This window comes from Mesorhizobium sp. M0296, assembly GCF_040321675.1.
GTDB lineage: Bacteria > Pseudomonadota > Alphaproteobacteria > Rhizobiales > Rhizobiaceae > Mesorhizobium.
In genome coordinates, this window is record NZ_JAMYRZ010000018.1 from 58,455 (window position 1) to 72,006 (window position 13,552).

The 13,552-nt window shown below is 64.1% G+C and carries 15 protein-coding genes; 8 read left to right on the top strand and 7 right to left on the bottom strand.

Translation table 11 applies throughout. From position 1 onward, the window contains the following. Positions 1 to 25: 25 nt before the first annotated feature. Positions 26 to 529 carry a nuclear transport factor 2 family protein gene (locus NKI97_RS18505; RefSeq protein ID WP_352451934.1) on the bottom strand — a complete coding sequence of 168 codons (504 nt, stop codon included), beginning with the start codon at positions 527 to 529 and terminating at the stop codon, positions 26 to 28. A 122-nt stretch (positions 530 to 651) separates the two neighbouring features. On the opposite strand from NKI97_RS18505, the gene NKI97_RS18510 reads away from it, so the two are divergent. After that, the gene (locus tag NKI97_RS18510; protein ID WP_352451935.1) at positions 652 to 1,560 is read left to right on the top strand and encodes a LysR family transcriptional regulator; all 909 of its coding nucleotides are present in this window, start codon (positions 652 to 654) and stop codon (positions 1,558 to 1,560) included. A gap of 27 nt (positions 1,561 to 1,587) precedes the next feature. On the opposite strand, the gene NKI97_RS18515 is transcribed toward NKI97_RS18510, so the two are convergent. Continuing rightward, positions 1,588 to 2,043, bottom strand: coding sequence for a carboxymuconolactone decarboxylase family protein (locus tag NKI97_RS18515; RefSeq protein ID WP_352451936.1), 456 nt, complete (start codon positions 2,041 to 2,043; stop codon positions 1,588 to 1,590). A gap of 241 nt (positions 2,044 to 2,284) precedes the next feature. On the opposite strand from NKI97_RS18515, the gene NKI97_RS18520 reads away from it, so the two are divergent. Both NKI97_RS18520 and NKI97_RS18525 read left to right on the top strand, forming a co-directional pair. Next, positions 2,285 to 3,049 (top strand): copper homeostasis protein CutC, encoded by a 765-nt coding sequence (locus NKI97_RS18520; protein WP_352451937.1) that lies wholly within the window; start codon positions 2,285 to 2,287, stop codon positions 3,047 to 3,049. 31 nt (positions 3,050 to 3,080) lie between these two features. After that, entirely contained in the window at positions 3,081 to 3,569 is a 489-nt protein-coding gene (locus NKI97_RS18525; protein WP_352451987.1) for a GNAT family N-acetyltransferase, read from the top strand. 19 nt (positions 3,570 to 3,588) lie between these two features. On the opposite strand, the gene NKI97_RS18530 is transcribed toward NKI97_RS18525, so the two are convergent. Continuing rightward, positions 3,589 to 4,611 (bottom strand): acyltransferase family protein, encoded by a 1,023-nt coding sequence (locus tag NKI97_RS18530; protein WP_352451938.1) that lies wholly within the window; start codon positions 4,609 to 4,611, stop codon positions 3,589 to 3,591. Between the two features lie 372 nt (positions 4,612 to 4,983). Between NKI97_RS18530 and NKI97_RS18535 the strand changes: the two genes are divergently transcribed. Genes NKI97_RS18535 through NKI97_RS18545 form a run of 3 tightly spaced genes read left to right on the top strand, consistent with a single transcriptional unit; the run spans position 4,984 to position 7,415 of the window. Then, on the top strand, positions 4,984 to 5,694 hold the full coding sequence (locus tag NKI97_RS18535) for a fumarylacetoacetate hydrolase family protein (protein ID WP_352451939.1): 711 nt from the start codon (positions 4,984 to 4,986) through the stop codon (positions 5,692 to 5,694). Next, positions 5,691 to 6,341: a maleylacetoacetate isomerase gene (gene maiA / locus NKI97_RS18540; protein ID WP_352451940.1), complete on the top strand. Its 651-nt coding sequence runs from the start codon at positions 5,691 to 5,693 to the stop codon at positions 6,339 to 6,341. The genes NKI97_RS18535 and maiA overlap by 4 nt, the downstream gene beginning before the upstream one ends. A gap of 33 nt (positions 6,342 to 6,374) precedes the next feature. Then, positions 6,375 to 7,415, top strand: coding sequence for a zinc-dependent alcohol dehydrogenase family protein (locus NKI97_RS18545; RefSeq protein WP_352451941.1), 1,041 nt, complete (start codon positions 6,375 to 6,377; stop codon positions 7,413 to 7,415). A 19-nt stretch (positions 7,416 to 7,434) separates the two neighbouring features. Here NKI97_RS18545 and NKI97_RS18550 read toward each other — a convergent pair whose 3' ends face one another. Further along, the gene (locus NKI97_RS18550) at positions 7,435 to 8,328 is read right to left on the bottom strand and encodes a LysR family transcriptional regulator (protein WP_352835802.1); all 894 of its coding nucleotides are present in this window, start codon (positions 8,326 to 8,328) and stop codon (positions 7,435 to 7,437) included. A 139-nt stretch (positions 8,329 to 8,467) separates the two neighbouring features. Here NKI97_RS18550 and NKI97_RS18555 point away from each other — a divergent pair, with 139 nt between their 5' ends. Beyond that, positions 8,468 to 9,916, top strand: a complete 1,449-nt coding sequence (locus NKI97_RS18555; RefSeq protein ID WP_502901440.1) for an MFS transporter — start codon at positions 8,468 to 8,470, stop codon at positions 9,914 to 9,916. Positions 9,917 to 9,958: 42 nt separating this feature from the next. Here NKI97_RS18555 and NKI97_RS18560 read toward each other — a convergent pair whose 3' ends face one another. Then, a complete protein-coding gene (locus NKI97_RS18560) occupies positions 9,959 to 10,858 on the bottom strand; it encodes a DMT family transporter (RefSeq protein ID WP_352451990.1) in 900 nt (299 codons plus the stop codon). A gap of 113 nt (positions 10,859 to 10,971) precedes the next feature. On the opposite strand from NKI97_RS18560, the gene NKI97_RS18565 reads away from it, so the two are divergent. Continuing rightward, complete coding sequence (locus NKI97_RS18565) at positions 10,972 to 12,375, top strand: aminotransferase-like domain-containing protein (RefSeq protein WP_352451942.1); 1,404 nt, start codon at positions 10,972 to 10,974, stop codon at positions 12,373 to 12,375. Between the two features lie 30 nt (positions 12,376 to 12,405). On the opposite strand, the gene NKI97_RS18570 is transcribed toward NKI97_RS18565, so the two are convergent. Together NKI97_RS18570 and NKI97_RS18575 are read right to left on the bottom strand one after the other, a co-directional pair. Then, entirely contained in the window at positions 12,406 to 12,903 is a 498-nt protein-coding gene (locus NKI97_RS18570; RefSeq protein WP_292664992.1) for a MaoC family dehydratase, read from the bottom strand. 138 nt (positions 12,904 to 13,041) lie between these two features. Continuing rightward, positions 13,042 to 13,470: a phasin family protein gene (locus NKI97_RS18575; RefSeq protein ID WP_352835751.1), complete on the bottom strand. Its 429-nt coding sequence runs from the start codon at positions 13,468 to 13,470 to the stop codon at positions 13,042 to 13,044. Between the last annotated feature and the right edge of the window lie 82 nt (positions 13,471 to 13,552).

The window sequence follows — 13,552 nt, forward strand, 5'->3', positions numbered from 1 at the left end:
GCGCGTTGCGAGAAAGACCGCCGTCTCAGCGCTCGCCAGCCAGTCGGCCGGGCAGCGGCTTCAGCGGGTAATGCGCCCAGTAGAAAGCGTCCGACTGGTACATGTCGGTCAAAAAATTCTGTGCCTCGGCGATCTTGCCGTCCTGGATGCGAAACATCAGCGCGTAGAGCTGGTCGATCTCCGGACCTGAGCCGACATTCGACCAGCCGCGATGGACGTCGACGACGAGGTCGCCTTGCGCCTGGAAGAAGATCGGCCCGGCCTTGAACTTGCCATCGGCCAGGCCGCGGAAGAAGGCGACCACCTCGTCCGGCCCGCGCTTGTCGCCGGCGAGCGGATGATGACCGGGAATGCGCCACACGATGTCGGGCGCGAGGAAGGGCCGCACGGCCTCGGTATTGCCGGTCGCGTAAGCTGCGTAATAGTCTTTGATGAGCTGGATATTGCGGTCTTCCAGTGACCCGCTGTGCGCCGGGGCGGCAGACACCGCCAGAAGAGTGCCGGCGGCGAGTAAAGCAAGCCTGGTCATCGATCCTGTTTCCTTGTCTTTTCGAGCCGTTCCCGAGGCCCGTTCGTCGGACCCAACATGACGCCTTTTGTTCGCCGGAAAAACCAGTAGAATTCGACAGGGCTATTTGGAAAATCCTTACAATGCGCCTCGACCAATTCAGCGGCATCGTCGCCTTCGTGAAAGTCGCCGAGGCCAGGAGCTTCACCCGCGCCGCCGCCGAGCTCGGCGTCGCTCCGGCCTCGTTGAGTGAGGCGGTCAAGGGGCTCGAGGAGCGTCTGGGGGTGCGGCTGCTCAACCGCACGACCCGCAGCGTTGGCTTGACCGAGGCTGGCGCCCACTACCTCGACCACGTGCGCCCGGCAGCCGAAGACATCTGGGCGGCTGGTGCGGCTCTGCGCGAGAGCCGCGACCGTCCCGCCGGCACGCTGCGCCTCAGCTTGCCCTGGATCGCCGCGCCGCTGCTGATAGAGCCATTGATGCGGCCGTTCATGGATGCTTATCCCGAAGTGCGGCTTAGTCTGATCTTCGACGACAGCTTCGTCGACATCGCCGCCGACGGCTTCGATGCCGGCCTGCGCATCGGCGAGCTTCTCGAGAGAGATATGATCGGCGCGCGCCTGGGCGGGCCCCTGCAGATGGTCGTGGTGGGCAGCCCCGATTATCTGGCGCGCAACGGCACACCGAAACGGCCGGCAGACCTCGCCGCCCATCGCTGCATCGCATTCGCCCTCACCCGCACCCGCACGATTTCACCCTGGGAGTTCATCGTGGAGGGACGCGAAGTCGCATTCACGCCGGACGCATGTCTGGTCGTGAACACGCTTCCGCTGTGCATTACCGCCGCCGCGCAAGGGCTTGGCCTCGCCTTCGCCGTCGAGGGCCTCGCCGCGCCGCTTCTCGCCTCAGGCGCGCTGGTCAAGGTGCTGGAGCCTTTCTGTCCCGCTTACGAGCCGCTTCACCTCTATTATCCCAGCCGCCGCCTGGTACCGCCGAAGCTGCGGGCCTTCATCGACTTCGTGCGCGCGAACGCTCACGAGTTGCGGATCTGACGTGCCGTTGCGAAAAGCGAGTCCCGTTCAGCCCCAGGCGCCGACCATCTGCCTGGTGGTTGCGTTGAGCCGGTTGAATGCGTTGATCAGGGCAATCTGGACGACCAGGGCGGCAAGCGCCTTTTCGTCATAGTGCCGGGCGGCTTCATCCCAGACCGCATCCGTTACCGCGTCTGGCCGGTCGGCCAACCGGGTTGCCGTCTCGGTCAGTGCCAGCGCCGCGCGTTCGGCGTCGGTGAAGTAGGGTGTCTCCCGCCATGCGGACACGGCAAAGATGCGCTCGTCCTTTTCGCCGGCCTTCTTCAATTCGCGCGCATGCATATCGACGCAGAGGCTGCATCCGTTGATCTGGCTGGCGCGTAAATGGACGAGCTTGCGCGTCACATAGGACAGGTCGGCCGTCTCCGTCGACTTGTCCAGCGCGAGCAGTGCCTGCAAGGCGCCGGGAATGAGCATCACCGGGTTTTTCAACCGTGCTTGCATGGTGGTCTCCTTAGGCGTGTTTTTGCCGGCCGCACATTTAGCTTTCGGTCGGCTGCGCTGTTAATCAATCAATAACTCGCTAGCTATGAATCGACATATAGCTGAACGGTTATGGATGTGTCAAGCGGCAAAATTGGAGCACCGCCGGCCGCCCTGTCGCGTGTTGAGCCAACACTTCCGGCTTTCATCGCACCATGCCCGATGCTACCGCTGGCCAGCTGAAATCATCGACGGATCGCCCATGACCGAGACCGAACGCCCTCGCCTCCCGCTGATCGAGATCTGCGTCGAAGGCATAGACGGCCTGCTGGCCGCGCAAGCCGCAGGCGCCGACCGTGTCGAGCTCTGTGCCAGCCTGATCGAGGGCGGCATCACGCCGAGCTTCGGCACGGTGCGCGCCGCGCTCGAGCTGGCGACGATCCCGTTCCACGTCATCGTGCGGCCGCGCGGCGGCGATTTTCTCTATAGCGAAGCCGAATATCGTTCGATGCTCGCCGATGTCCGTGCGCTTGCCGAGCTCGGCGTCGCCGGTGTCGTTATCGGCTGCCTTAATGCCGACGGCACGATCGATGAGCAGCGCATGAGCGAACTGGCGCAGGCAGCGGGGAGCTTGAACGTCACCTGCCACCGCGCCTTCGACATGACCCGCGACCCGACCGAGGCGCTGGAGACGCTGATCCGCTGCAAGGTCGGCCGCGTGCTGACCAGCGGCCAGCGCGACACGGCACTGGAGGGCGCTGACCTGCTCGCCGATCTTGTCAGGCAGGCCGGCGACCGCATCATCATCCTCGGCTGCGGCGGGCTTGATCCCGAGAACATCGGCAAGGTGCGGAGGAAAACCGGGTTGAGCGAAATGCACTTCGCCGCGCTCAAGGACGTGCCGAGCGCCATGCGTTACCGCAACCCAAGGGTCGGCATGGGCGGCACCGACCTCGACCGCGAATACCGCAACACCGTGACCGACGAGGCGCTGGTGGCGGCGACCATCGCCGCTGCCCGGACATGATCCTGGAAGATCGAACAAAAACATGATCGAAATGCGTTTGCCGATCGAACGGGTTTCGCCGCAGGATGAGCCCGCCATCCTCGCGCTCAACAACGAGCACGCTGCGGAATTATCATGGCTCGAACCTGAGAGCCTGTCCTTCCTGCTCGGCGAAGCGTTTTACGCGCGCCGTATCGGTGCGCTCGAAGCCTTCATCATGACCTTCGACCAGCACGCGAGCTACGACAGCCCGAACTTCCTGTGGTTTCGCCAGCGCTTCCCGCGGTTCGTCTATGTCGATCGCGTCGTGGTCGCCGCCGCAGCGCGCGGGCGCGGCCATGCCCGCCGGCTGTATGAGGATCTGTTCGAGCAGGCGTCACGCGCGGGCCAGGCGATCGTCACCTGCGAAGTCAATGCCGAGCCACCCAATCCGGCTTCGGACGCCTTCCATGCCGCACTCGGCTTTGCGGAAGTGGGCGACGCGGTGATCCACGGCGGCAGGAAAGCCGTGCGGTATTATGCAAGACGGATCGCCGGCTGAACGGCGGGCGCCGTTCGCCCTACCAATTGCGGTTCAGCCAGGAGCGGGCCGGCTTTTCGATGATGTAGTAGCTGCACAGCGCGCAAGCGAACGCCGCCGCAAGCATCAACCACGGCGAACTGCCTTTTATGTCGACGAATTGATAAAAGGGCTGCTGCCAAAGATAGAGCGAATACGACCACAGCCCCAGCATCGTCATCGGCAGGGACGATAGAAACCCGGTCAGATACCGGCTGCTGAAGTCGAGCAAATTGACGGCGAGCGCCAGCAGCGGCACCGCGACCAGATAGTGGATCGGGGTAGGCACGGCAGCCATGAACACTAGCATCGCCACGACAGCGGCCGCCAAGGCGACATGCGGGCCCTTGAGCAGCGCCGGCAGCCTGTCGTCGGCCTTGAGCAGGCATATCACCGCTGACAGCAGGATCGAGGCGATGTGCACGTCGGTGCGCCAATAGGTGCCCTCGTAGCCTATTGCGAGCACCCGGTAGGAGATGGCGCCGTTTGCCATGGCCAGCACCGACAATGCGCCGAGCAACATGATGACCCGGGACCGCCCCGAGACGACGACGCTGATCAGCGCCAAGATGATATAGGCGTGCTCTTCGACGCACAGCGACCAGATATGGTCGAGCGCGCCGGCGCGGGTGACGAGAATTCCGGCATAGTTGTAGGTGAACGTCAGCGCCGTCAGCGCCGCCTTCCATTTGAAGGCGATGAATGTGCCGGACAAGGCAACCATCGCGGCGACGACAAAAATCAGCAGTGCCGGGTAGATGCGGGAGAACCGGCGCTTGAAGAATTTCTTCAGCGGATAGTATTCGACAAACAGGATCTCGGCCATCAGCCGGCCGCTGAGCACGAAGAAGAATTCGACGCCCAGGACGCCGAGATTGATGCCGGGAACGGGGAAGAAATGGCCGATCAGCACCAGCGCGATCGACAGGCCGCGCCAGCCGTCGAGATAGGCAAGCCTGGTTCTTGCCGAGCTATCGGCGACAGGCCTGGACACGACAAGACGCGTCGCGGAGATGTCCGTCATGCCGGTCCCTTCATTGAACCTGCGAAAGGCGGGCTGGAGGCCGCATTCCTCCAGCTATATTGCAGCGCACCAGAACTTTGTGCAAGTGCGAGATAACGACACGCCCGAAGCACAGGACGGACCGAATGGGGCTGTTACGTCCGTTCCCCGAAACCAACGGTCGACAGTCTCAGGCGTTGGCGGCAGGCGCTTCGCGCCGTGGCCGGCTTATTCCCAAATGGTACATTGCCATCTGGCCGGCAGAGCAAAATGTACCGGCGATTTCCGCGGCACCGTGCGGCAGGCCTAGCCTTTGCGCGATGCAATGCCTTGCCCGACCGGCCAAATCGGTCGAATGTGCCGGCGACATATCCACTGAAACAGAGACAGTGCATGACCGGCTTCGTCCTTCCCCTGCCCGCAACCCCGTCGGTGGCCGTGGCCGGCTCGCCGGAGCGTTTTGCGGTGCGCCGGATCTTCTGCGTCGGCCGCAACTACGCCGCTCATGCCCGCGAGCTCGGCAATGATGAGCGCGACCCGCCCTTCTTCTTCACCAAGCCAGGCGACGCAGTGGTCGATGCGGCGGTCGGTTCGGGTACGATTATCCCCTACCCGCCGCTGACCCAAAACCTGCATCACGAAATCGAGCTGGTCGTCGCGATCGGCGGAGCCGGCTTCCGCATCCGGCGCGAGCGCGCACTGGACCATGTCTGGGGTTACGGCGTCGGTGTCGACCTGACCCGCCGCGACCTTCAGGACGAGGCGAAAAAGGCGGCAAGGCCGTGGGACTGGTCGAAAGCCTTCGACCGTTCAGCGCCCTGCGGCCCGCTGGTCCCGGCGCAAAAATCCGGTCATCCCGAAAAGGGCTGCATCTGGCTCGCGGTCGACGGCGAGATCAGGCAGGACGGCGACCTTGCCGAACTGATCTGGCCGGTTCCCGACATCGTGTCGATTTGCAGCGAGGCGGTAGAACTCCGGCCAGGCGACCTGATCTTCACCGGAACACCGGCTGGCGTCGGCGCCGTCGGGCCGGGCGAAAAGATCACCGGTGGCGTCGACGGCATCGGCGAAATCGAACTGACCATCGGCCAACCGATCCGATGAGCGACATCGTCCTCCATAACTATTACCGCTCCTCGACCTCTTACCGGGTGCGGATCGCGCTGGAGATGAAGGGCCTGTCCTACGACTACGTGCCGCATCATTTGCGCCACGGCGAGCATCTCGAACCCGCCTACCTCGCGGTCAATCCGCAAGGGCTGGTGCCGGCACTGGTCCTGGGCGATGGCACGCTGCTGACGCAATCGCTGGCGATCATCGAATATCTCGACGAGACCACGCCTGAGCCACCGCTGCTGCCCAAGGATGCGCCTGGCCGCGCCCGCGTCAGGATGCTGGCGCAGATGATCGCCTGCGACATCCATCCGGTGAACAATCTGCGCGTGCTGACCTCGCTGCGCACACTGTTCGGCGCCGGCGACCAGGATGTCGTCAACTGGTTCCGGCACTGGGTCAACGAAGGCTTCCAGCCGCTTGAAAAGATTCTGGCTTCCTCGCCCGAGACCAAGACATTCTGTCATGGCGACACGCCGGGGCTGGCCGACATCTGCCTGGTCGCACAGGTCACCAGCAATGCCCGCTTCGGCGTCGACATGACGCCCTACCCGACGATCTCGCGCATCAATGCCGCCTGCATGGCGCTGCCGGCGTTCCAGAAGGCCGCGCCTGAGAACCAGATCGATGCCGAATAGCCGCAAATTGCGTGAAGTGATGAGGAACTGCCGATGAAAGCCGTCGTCTTCGAAAAATTCGGCGAGGCGCCGACGATCCAGACGGTGCCGGATCCGACGCCTTCGCCGGAAGGCGTCGTCATCAAGGTCGAGGCGACCGGCCTCTGCCGCAGCGACTGGCATGGCTGGATGGGCCACGACGACGGCATCCGCCTGCCGCATGTGCCGGGCCACGAACTGGCCGGCGTCGTGGTCTCCGCAGGCAACCAGGTGACCCGCTGGAAGGACGGCGAGCGCGTCACCGTGCCGTTTGCCGTCGGCTGCGGCCGCTGCTTCGAATGCACCTCGGGCAACCACCAGGTGTGCGAACATCAGTTCCAGCCCGGCTTCAGCGCCTGGGGTTCGTTCGCCGAATATGTCGCCATCGACCATGCCGACACCAATCTCGTGCGCTTGCCCGACGAGATGGAATTCGCCACCGCCGCCAGCCTCGGCTGCCGGTTCGTCACCTCGTTCCGCGCCATCGTCGACCAGGGCCGGGTGACGCCCGGCGAATGGGTGGCGGTGCACGGCTGCGGCGGCGTCGGCCTGTCGGCGATCATGATCGCCAGCGCCATGGGCGCCAATGTCGTCGCCATTGACCTCACGGACGAGAAGCTGGACTTTGCCAAAAAGATCGGCGCGGTGGCGACGATCAACGCGGCAAAGACGCCGAACGTGGTCAAGGCGGTCAAGCAGATCACCAATGGCGGCGCGCACATGTCGATGGACGCGCTCGGCCACCCCAGTACCTCGTTCAACTCGATCGCAAACCTGCGCCGCCGCGGCCGCCACGTGCAGGTCGGCCTGATGCTCGGCGACCATGCCAGGCCGCAGATACCGATGGACAAGGTGATCGCATTCGAGCTCGAAATCCGCGGTAGCCACGGCATGCAGGCCTTCCGCTACCAGGCGATGATGGAGATGATCCGCACCGGCAAGCTGAAACCCGAGCTGCTGGTCGGCAAGAAAATCAGCCTCGAAGAGGCGCCGGCCGCATTGATGGCGATGGGCAGCTTCGAAGGCATAGGCATCGGCGTGGTGACCAGATTCTAGATCACGCCCCGAGTCTGGATCAGCGAAACGACGCGCAGACCTCCCGCACGCAGGCTCGCAGCCAGCCTTGTGCCGGATCGGCATCGAGTCGCGGATGCCACAGCATCGAAATGGTGACCTCCTCGATATCGACCGGCAACGGGAAGCTGTACATGCCCGTGCGCGCGCCCAGCGTGTGCCGTTCGGGGACGCTGGCGATCAGATCGGAGGCGCGCGCCATGGCGAGCGTGGCCGAGAAGCTGGAAACCATGCACACGATCGTCCGTTCGAGTCCCAGCCGCTTCAAGGCCTCGTCGATCGGGCCCCTTTCGCGGCCGCGCCGCGAAACGCTGATGTGGCGGCCGGCCGCATAGCGTTCCGGCGTCATTGGGCCCTCGCCCAGCCTGTGACCCGTTCGCACCGCACCGATGAAGCGGTCGCGAAACAGCGCCTGAATGCGCATTTCAGGGCTCGTTTCACTGGCAACCCCGATTTCGAGATCAACCGCCGCGTCACGCCACGAGATGTCGTTCTTGTCGGATTTCGGCGCAAAACGCAGCCGCACGCCAGGTGCATCCGCTTCGACACGGGTCAGAAGACGCGGTGCGAACTCCTCGACGAAACTTTCGTTGGCGCGCAGCGTGAAGACCTTGTCGAGAGCAGAGAGGTCGAGGAGCTTGGCCGGGCGCAGCAGCGCTTCCGCATCCTGAACGACTCGGCCTACCTGTTGCTGCAATTCGAGCGCGCGCGGCGTCGCAACCAGGCCACGGCCGGCCCGGACCAACAATGGGTCGCCTGTCGCCTGGCGCAACCGCGCCAACGTCCGGCTCATCGCCGAGGGACTGAGGCGCAGCCGCCCGGCCGCGCGCGCCACACTGCCCTCGGTCAGCAGCACATCGAGGGCGACAAGCAGATTGAGATCTGGCGACGACATGGAAGGACCGTAGCACAGCTCGGCCGCGATGTGGCGTTTCATGCACGAATAAGATGCAAATACTGCGCCTTCCGCCACATCATGCGAGGGAATAGCGTCCGACAGCTCCGATTGGGGGCTGCCGGCAAAGGAGTTCACCTTGGCATCGACCGCTGAAAAGACCTGGGCCGAAGTTGCCCCGGTGAGCGCACGCTCGACCCGATGGGCATTGGCAAGCCTGTCGCTTTCAACGCTGCTGTCGTCGCTCGCCACCAGCATCGCCAGCGTTGGGCTGCCATCGCTGATGCAGGCATTCGGCGCATCGTTCCAGCTCGTGCAATGGGTCGTCCTGGCCTATCTGCTCGCCATCACCACCTTGATTGTCAGCACCGGGCGCCTCGCCGATATAGTCGGTCGCCGCCCGCTATTGCTCGGCGGCATCGCCCTGTTCACCTTCGCATCGGTGCTTTGCGGGCTCGCGCCGACGTTCTGGCTGCTGATTGCCGCACGGGCGGCACAGGGGCTCGGCGCGGCCGTCATGATGGCTCTGACGCTGGCCTTTGTCGCCGACGCAGTTCCCCGGGATAAAACCGGCAGCGCCATGGGCCTGCTCGGCGCCATGTCGGCGATCGGCACCACGCTTGGCCCCTCCCTTGGCGGACTGTTGATTGCCGGCCTCGGCTGGCGCGCGATCTTCCTCATCAATCTGCCGTTGGGGGTGCTGGCCTTTGCGCTTGCCTGGCGCTTCCTGCCGGCCGGAAAAAAGACGCCAGGTCGGCGCGGTTTCGACGGGATCGGCACGGCTTTGCTCGCGCTGACGCTAGCCGCCTATGCGCTCGCCATGACCCTTGGGCGTGGCAGTTTTGGTTCTCTCAATGTCGGCTTGCTGATTGCCGCAACCGTGGCTGGCCTGCTGTTTGTCGTTGCGCAGACAAGGGTCCAGAACCCTTTGATTCAACCTGCGAGGTTCCGCGACCAGGCGTTGAACGCAAGCCTCGCCATGAACCTGATCGTCGCCACGGTGATGATGGCGACGCTGGTGGTCGCACCATTCTATCTGTCGCGCGCGCTCGGGCTGAACGCAGCCATGGTCGGGCTGGTTCTGTCGACCGGCCCTCTGATTACCGCATTGGCGGCGCTGCCGGCCGGACGCCTGGTCGATCGTTTCGGGGCGAACCGGATCATGATCGTCGGCCTGTTCGATCTCGCTATTGGCACCTTTGCTCTGTCGCGGGCGGAATTCGGTATTGCCGGCTATGCCGTACCAATCATCATCGTCTGCACCGGCTACAGCCTGTTTCAGACCTCCAACAATTCGGCCGTGATGACGGGCGTCGCATCCGACCAGCGTGGCGTCGTCTCCGGCCTGCTCAATCTGTCGCGCAATCTCGGCCTGATCACCGGTGCGTCGGTGATGGGCGCGGTGTTCGCCTTCGCATCGGCTGGGGAAGGCACTGGCTTGGCAGTGTTGGCACCTGCGGCAGCGGCACGAGGGATGCAGGTCACCTTCCAGGTGGCGACGGGCCTGGTGCTGATGGCGCTGATCCTTGCGGTATTTTCAGCCCGCGCCACTGCCGGGCGAACTGATATCGTTGCCAAGCATCCTTGAGGATTCCACCCGGTTCGCATGCAACTCCGGCAGCCGGCGCATCTATCTCGCATATCTCTTGGCACCGACGACGCAAAGCACGACGGCGGCGGTGACGACGATCATGGCGGGACTGACCTGCTCATGCAGCAGCGCTGCTGCCAGCCCAAGGCCGAAGAAAGGCTGCAGCAGTTGCAACTGCCCGACCGCGGCGATGCCGCCTTGCGCCAGGCCGCGATACCAGAACACGAAACCAATCAGCATGCTGAACAGCGAAACATAGGCCAGGCCAATCCATGCGCCCCTGCCGGCACTTTCGAGCGACGGCGGCATGGTGATGAACGTCAGCGCCAGCATGAGGGGCAGCGACAGCACCAGCGCCCACGAAATCACCTGCCAACCGCCGAGTTTGCGCGACAGCGCCGCTCCTTCGGCATAGCCCAATCCACACACGATGATGGCGGCCAGCATCAAGATGTCGCCGAGCGGCGAGACCGACAGGCCTTGCGTGACTGCAAAACCGGCGACAAGGGCGCTACCGAGGCACGAGAACAGCCAGAACGCCGGCTTCGGGCGATCGCCGCCTCGAACCACGCCGAAGATCGCGGTCGCCAACGGCAACAGGCCGACGAAAATGATGGAGTGAGCCGACGTGATGTGCTTGAGCGCCAGCGCCGTCAGCAGGGGAAAGCCGACCACGACGCCAAGCGCCACGATCGCCAGCGGGAACAGTTCTCGCCGCTCCGGACGCTTCTGACGAAAAACGAGCAGCAGCGCCAGGCCGAGGATGCCCGCCGAAGCCGCACGGGCGACCGTTACGAATACCGGATCGAAATCCATCACCGCCACGCGCGTCGCCGGAAGCGAACCGCTGAAGATCAGCACGCCTATGAACCCGTTGACCCAGCCACTCGCCGCCCAACCACTCGCCGCCCAACTACTCGCCGCCCAACTACTCGCCATCTTGTCCATCGATGCCCCGCTGATTTCGCCCTCTATCGGGCCGGGCGTCTGGCTCCGCCAGAGACAATCAGGTACAGTTTGACAAAACCGTCATGGTAGGGCGAGCAGTACGGATGGACGAGCAGACGACAACTGATGAAGGCAGCCGGACGCTTGTCGAAAGCGTCATGGCGACGATCAGGCACAGGATCGCCGCGCGCAGCCTCACACCGGGAACGCGGCTGCCTTCGATCCGGGCGTTCGCCAAGGCCATGCAGGTTTCCAAATCCACCGTGGTCGAAGCCTATGAGCGTCTTGCGGCGGAAGGCATGATCCGCTCGCGGCCGGGCTCGGGTTTCTATGCCGCCGGACCGTTGGCTCCGTTGTCGCTGGCCGAGATCGGCCCCAGGCTTGACCGTGCCGTCGACCCGCTCTGGGTCTCGCGCCAATCGCTGGAAGCGGGCGACGGCGTCCTGAAACCAGGTTGCGGCTGGCTGCCGGCAACATGGATGCCCGAGGCTGGATTGCGCCGGGCACTGCGGACGACGGCCCGCGCCGACGACGCCGCTCTGACCGACTACGGCACGCCGCTCGGCTTGCCGGCGCTACGCCATCTGCTGGCGCGGCGCATGGCCGAGCACGGCATCGAAGCCTCTCCGGACCAGATCATGCTGACGGAATCGGGCACCCAGGCGATCGACCTGCTGTGCCGGTTCCTGCTCGAACCGGGTGACACGGTGTTGGTCGACGATCCCTGCTACTTCAACTTCCATGCCCTGTTGCGCGCCCATCGGGCCAAGGTGATCAGCGTCCCCTACACGCGCTCGGGTCCGGACATCGAACTGTTCGCGCAGGCGCTGAACGAGCACCGGCCGCGCCTCTACATCACCAATTCGGCGCTCCACAATCCGACCGGCGCGATATTGTCCCCGGTCGTTGCCCATCGGCTGCTGAAGCTCGCTGACCAGTCGGGGCTGACGATCATCGAGGACGATATCTTCGCCGACTTCGAACACACGCCCGCGCCCAGGCTGGCGGCCTTCGACGGCCTCAGCCGGGTCATCCATATCGGAAGCTTTTCCAAGACGCTGTCGGCATCGGTGCGCTGCGGCTTCATCGCCGCTCCTCGCGACTGGATGGAAGGTTTGACCGATCTCAAGATCGCCACGTCGTTTGGCAGCGGGCGACTTGCATCCGAACTGGTGCTGACGCTGCTGAAGGACGGCCTCTATCGCAAGCACGTCGATCTGCTGCGCGCGCGGCTCTCGCGCGCCATGGAAGAAACCGGCACCCGCCTCAGGGCGATCGGCATCGTGCCATGGATAGATCAGCCCGCCGGCATGTTTCTATGGTGCAGGCTGCCGGAGGGGATAGATGCCGCGGATGTCGCCCGCCATGCCCTGTCGGCTAATGTCGTGCTTGCGCCCGGCAATGCGTTCAGCCTGTCCCGGTCGGCCAGCCGTTACATGCGCTTCAATGTCGCCCAATCGGGAGACGACCGGGTTTTCAGGGCGCTTGAAGAGGCGATGTCGCGTTGATTGCGCTGCCGCAAAACTGAGGCTGAACTCTCAGGTGCCGGCCCGCTTGCGGCGTGCGTAAAGCATGACGAGCGTCTCGGCGGTGAGCGCCGGCCTCTGCTCGCCTTCGATCTCGACCGTATTGGCGGCCTTCATTAGATATTGCCCCGGACCTTTGTCTTCCATCGACAACAGCGTGGTGCGCAGCCTGATTCGCGAGCCGACCCTGACCGGCGCCACGAAACGCACTTTGTCGAAACCGTAGTTGAAGGCGGCCTGCGTGTTTTCGGGGACGATGCCCATCTCGAGCGCCAGCGCGCCGATGATCGACAGGGTCAGATAGCCATGCGCGATCGTGGTGCGGAACGGGCTTTGCCGCTTCGCCCGCTCGGGATCGACATGGATCCATTGATGATCGCCCGTACATTCGGCAAACTGGTCGATGCGGTGCTGATCGACCAGTGTCCAGTCCGAAACGCCCAACTCCTGCCCGGCCATCGCCCTGAGTTGCTCGAAGGTCGGCGGCGTCCTCGGCCGTATCTGCGTCATTCCTGCTTTCCCGATCGCTTGCCTGTTCCGGACCACGACGGGCCGCCCCTGTCAATTCGCCAGTGCGATTCCAGCCCATAATCTTCGGCCGCGAACCGCCAGTCTTCGCCGCCGGCAAGTGTGCTGCCGGGGAACAGCTTATTTCTTGTCGTGGCCGGCGCGGATCTCCTCCATCGCCTCCTTGATGCGGCTGCGCAGGATTTCGATCGATTCGGTGCCGGACGCCCTCGCCAGTTCGGCCATCTCGCCGGCATTCTTCAGCGCGGTCTCGAAGAATTTCCTGGCGAACGCCGCCTGCTTCTGCGTCATTTCCTGCGGATTGCCGGGCGCTCTGTAGCTTTGTGCCATGTCGGTGATTTCGCGCAGCGTGTCCTGCAGCATCTCGCGTTGCCTTGACAACAGCGCGGAGGCTCCAGCGGCGCTCGCCCGTGCCGACTTCTCCAGCGCTTCCAGGTTCCTGGCGTGGTGGGCGAGGATCGCCTCGACGTCGACATTCGGCAGCTTCAGGTCGCGGCCGAACTTGCCGAACATGTCGATGAAGGACTCGGACTCCGGTCGTTTTGCCATGCTGGTTCTCTCCCCTTGTTGCCGTGAACGCCGCCACTGCACGGAAGATAGTGCAGCGAAGCTCAGCGGTCCATTCGGACGA

Bases quoted from the DNA above. Each gene is read 5' to 3' on its own strand.
- NKI97_RS18505 (WP_352451934.1), bottom strand. From the start codon at position 529: ATGACCAGGCTTGCTTTACTCGCCGCCGGCACTCTTCTGGCGGTGTCT.
- NKI97_RS18510 (WP_352451935.1), top strand. From the start codon at position 652: ATGCGCCTCGACCAATTCAGCGGCATCGTCGCCTTCGTGAAAGTCGCC.
- NKI97_RS18515 (WP_352451936.1), bottom strand. From the start codon at position 2,043: ATGCAAGCACGGTTGAAAAACCCGGTGATGCTCATTCCCGGCGCCTTG.
- NKI97_RS18520 (WP_352451937.1), top strand. From the start codon at position 2,285: ATGACCGAGACCGAACGCCCTCGCCTCCCGCTGATCGAGATCTGCGTC.
- NKI97_RS18525 (WP_352451987.1), top strand. From the start codon at position 3,081: ATGCGTTTGCCGATCGAACGGGTTTCGCCGCAGGATGAGCCCGCCATC.
- NKI97_RS18530 (WP_352451938.1), bottom strand. From the start codon at position 4,611: ATGACGGACATCTCCGCGACGCGTCTTGTCGTGTCCAGGCCTGTCGCC.
- NKI97_RS18535 (WP_352451939.1), top strand. From the start codon at position 4,984: ATGACCGGCTTCGTCCTTCCCCTGCCCGCAACCCCGTCGGTGGCCGTG.
- maiA (WP_352451940.1), top strand. From the start codon at position 5,691: ATGAGCGACATCGTCCTCCATAACTATTACCGCTCCTCGACCTCTTAC.
- NKI97_RS18545 (WP_352451941.1), top strand. From the start codon at position 6,375: ATGAAAGCCGTCGTCTTCGAAAAATTCGGCGAGGCGCCGACGATCCAG.
- NKI97_RS18550 (WP_352835802.1), bottom strand. From the start codon at position 8,328: ATGTCGTCGCCAGATCTCAATCTGCTTGTCGCCCTCGATGTGCTGCTG.
- NKI97_RS18560 (WP_352451990.1), bottom strand. From the start codon at position 10,858: ATGGCGAGTAGTTGGGCGGCGAGTAGTTGGGCGGCGAGTGGTTGGGCG.
- NKI97_RS18565 (WP_352451942.1), top strand. From the start codon at position 10,972: ATGGACGAGCAGACGACAACTGATGAAGGCAGCCGGACGCTTGTCGAA.
- NKI97_RS18570 (WP_292664992.1), bottom strand. From the start codon at position 12,903: ATGACGCAGATACGGCCGAGGACGCCGCCGACCTTCGAGCAACTCAGG.
- NKI97_RS18575 (WP_352835751.1), bottom strand. From the start codon at position 13,470: ATGGCAAAACGACCGGAGTCCGAGTCCTTCATCGACATGTTCGGCAAG.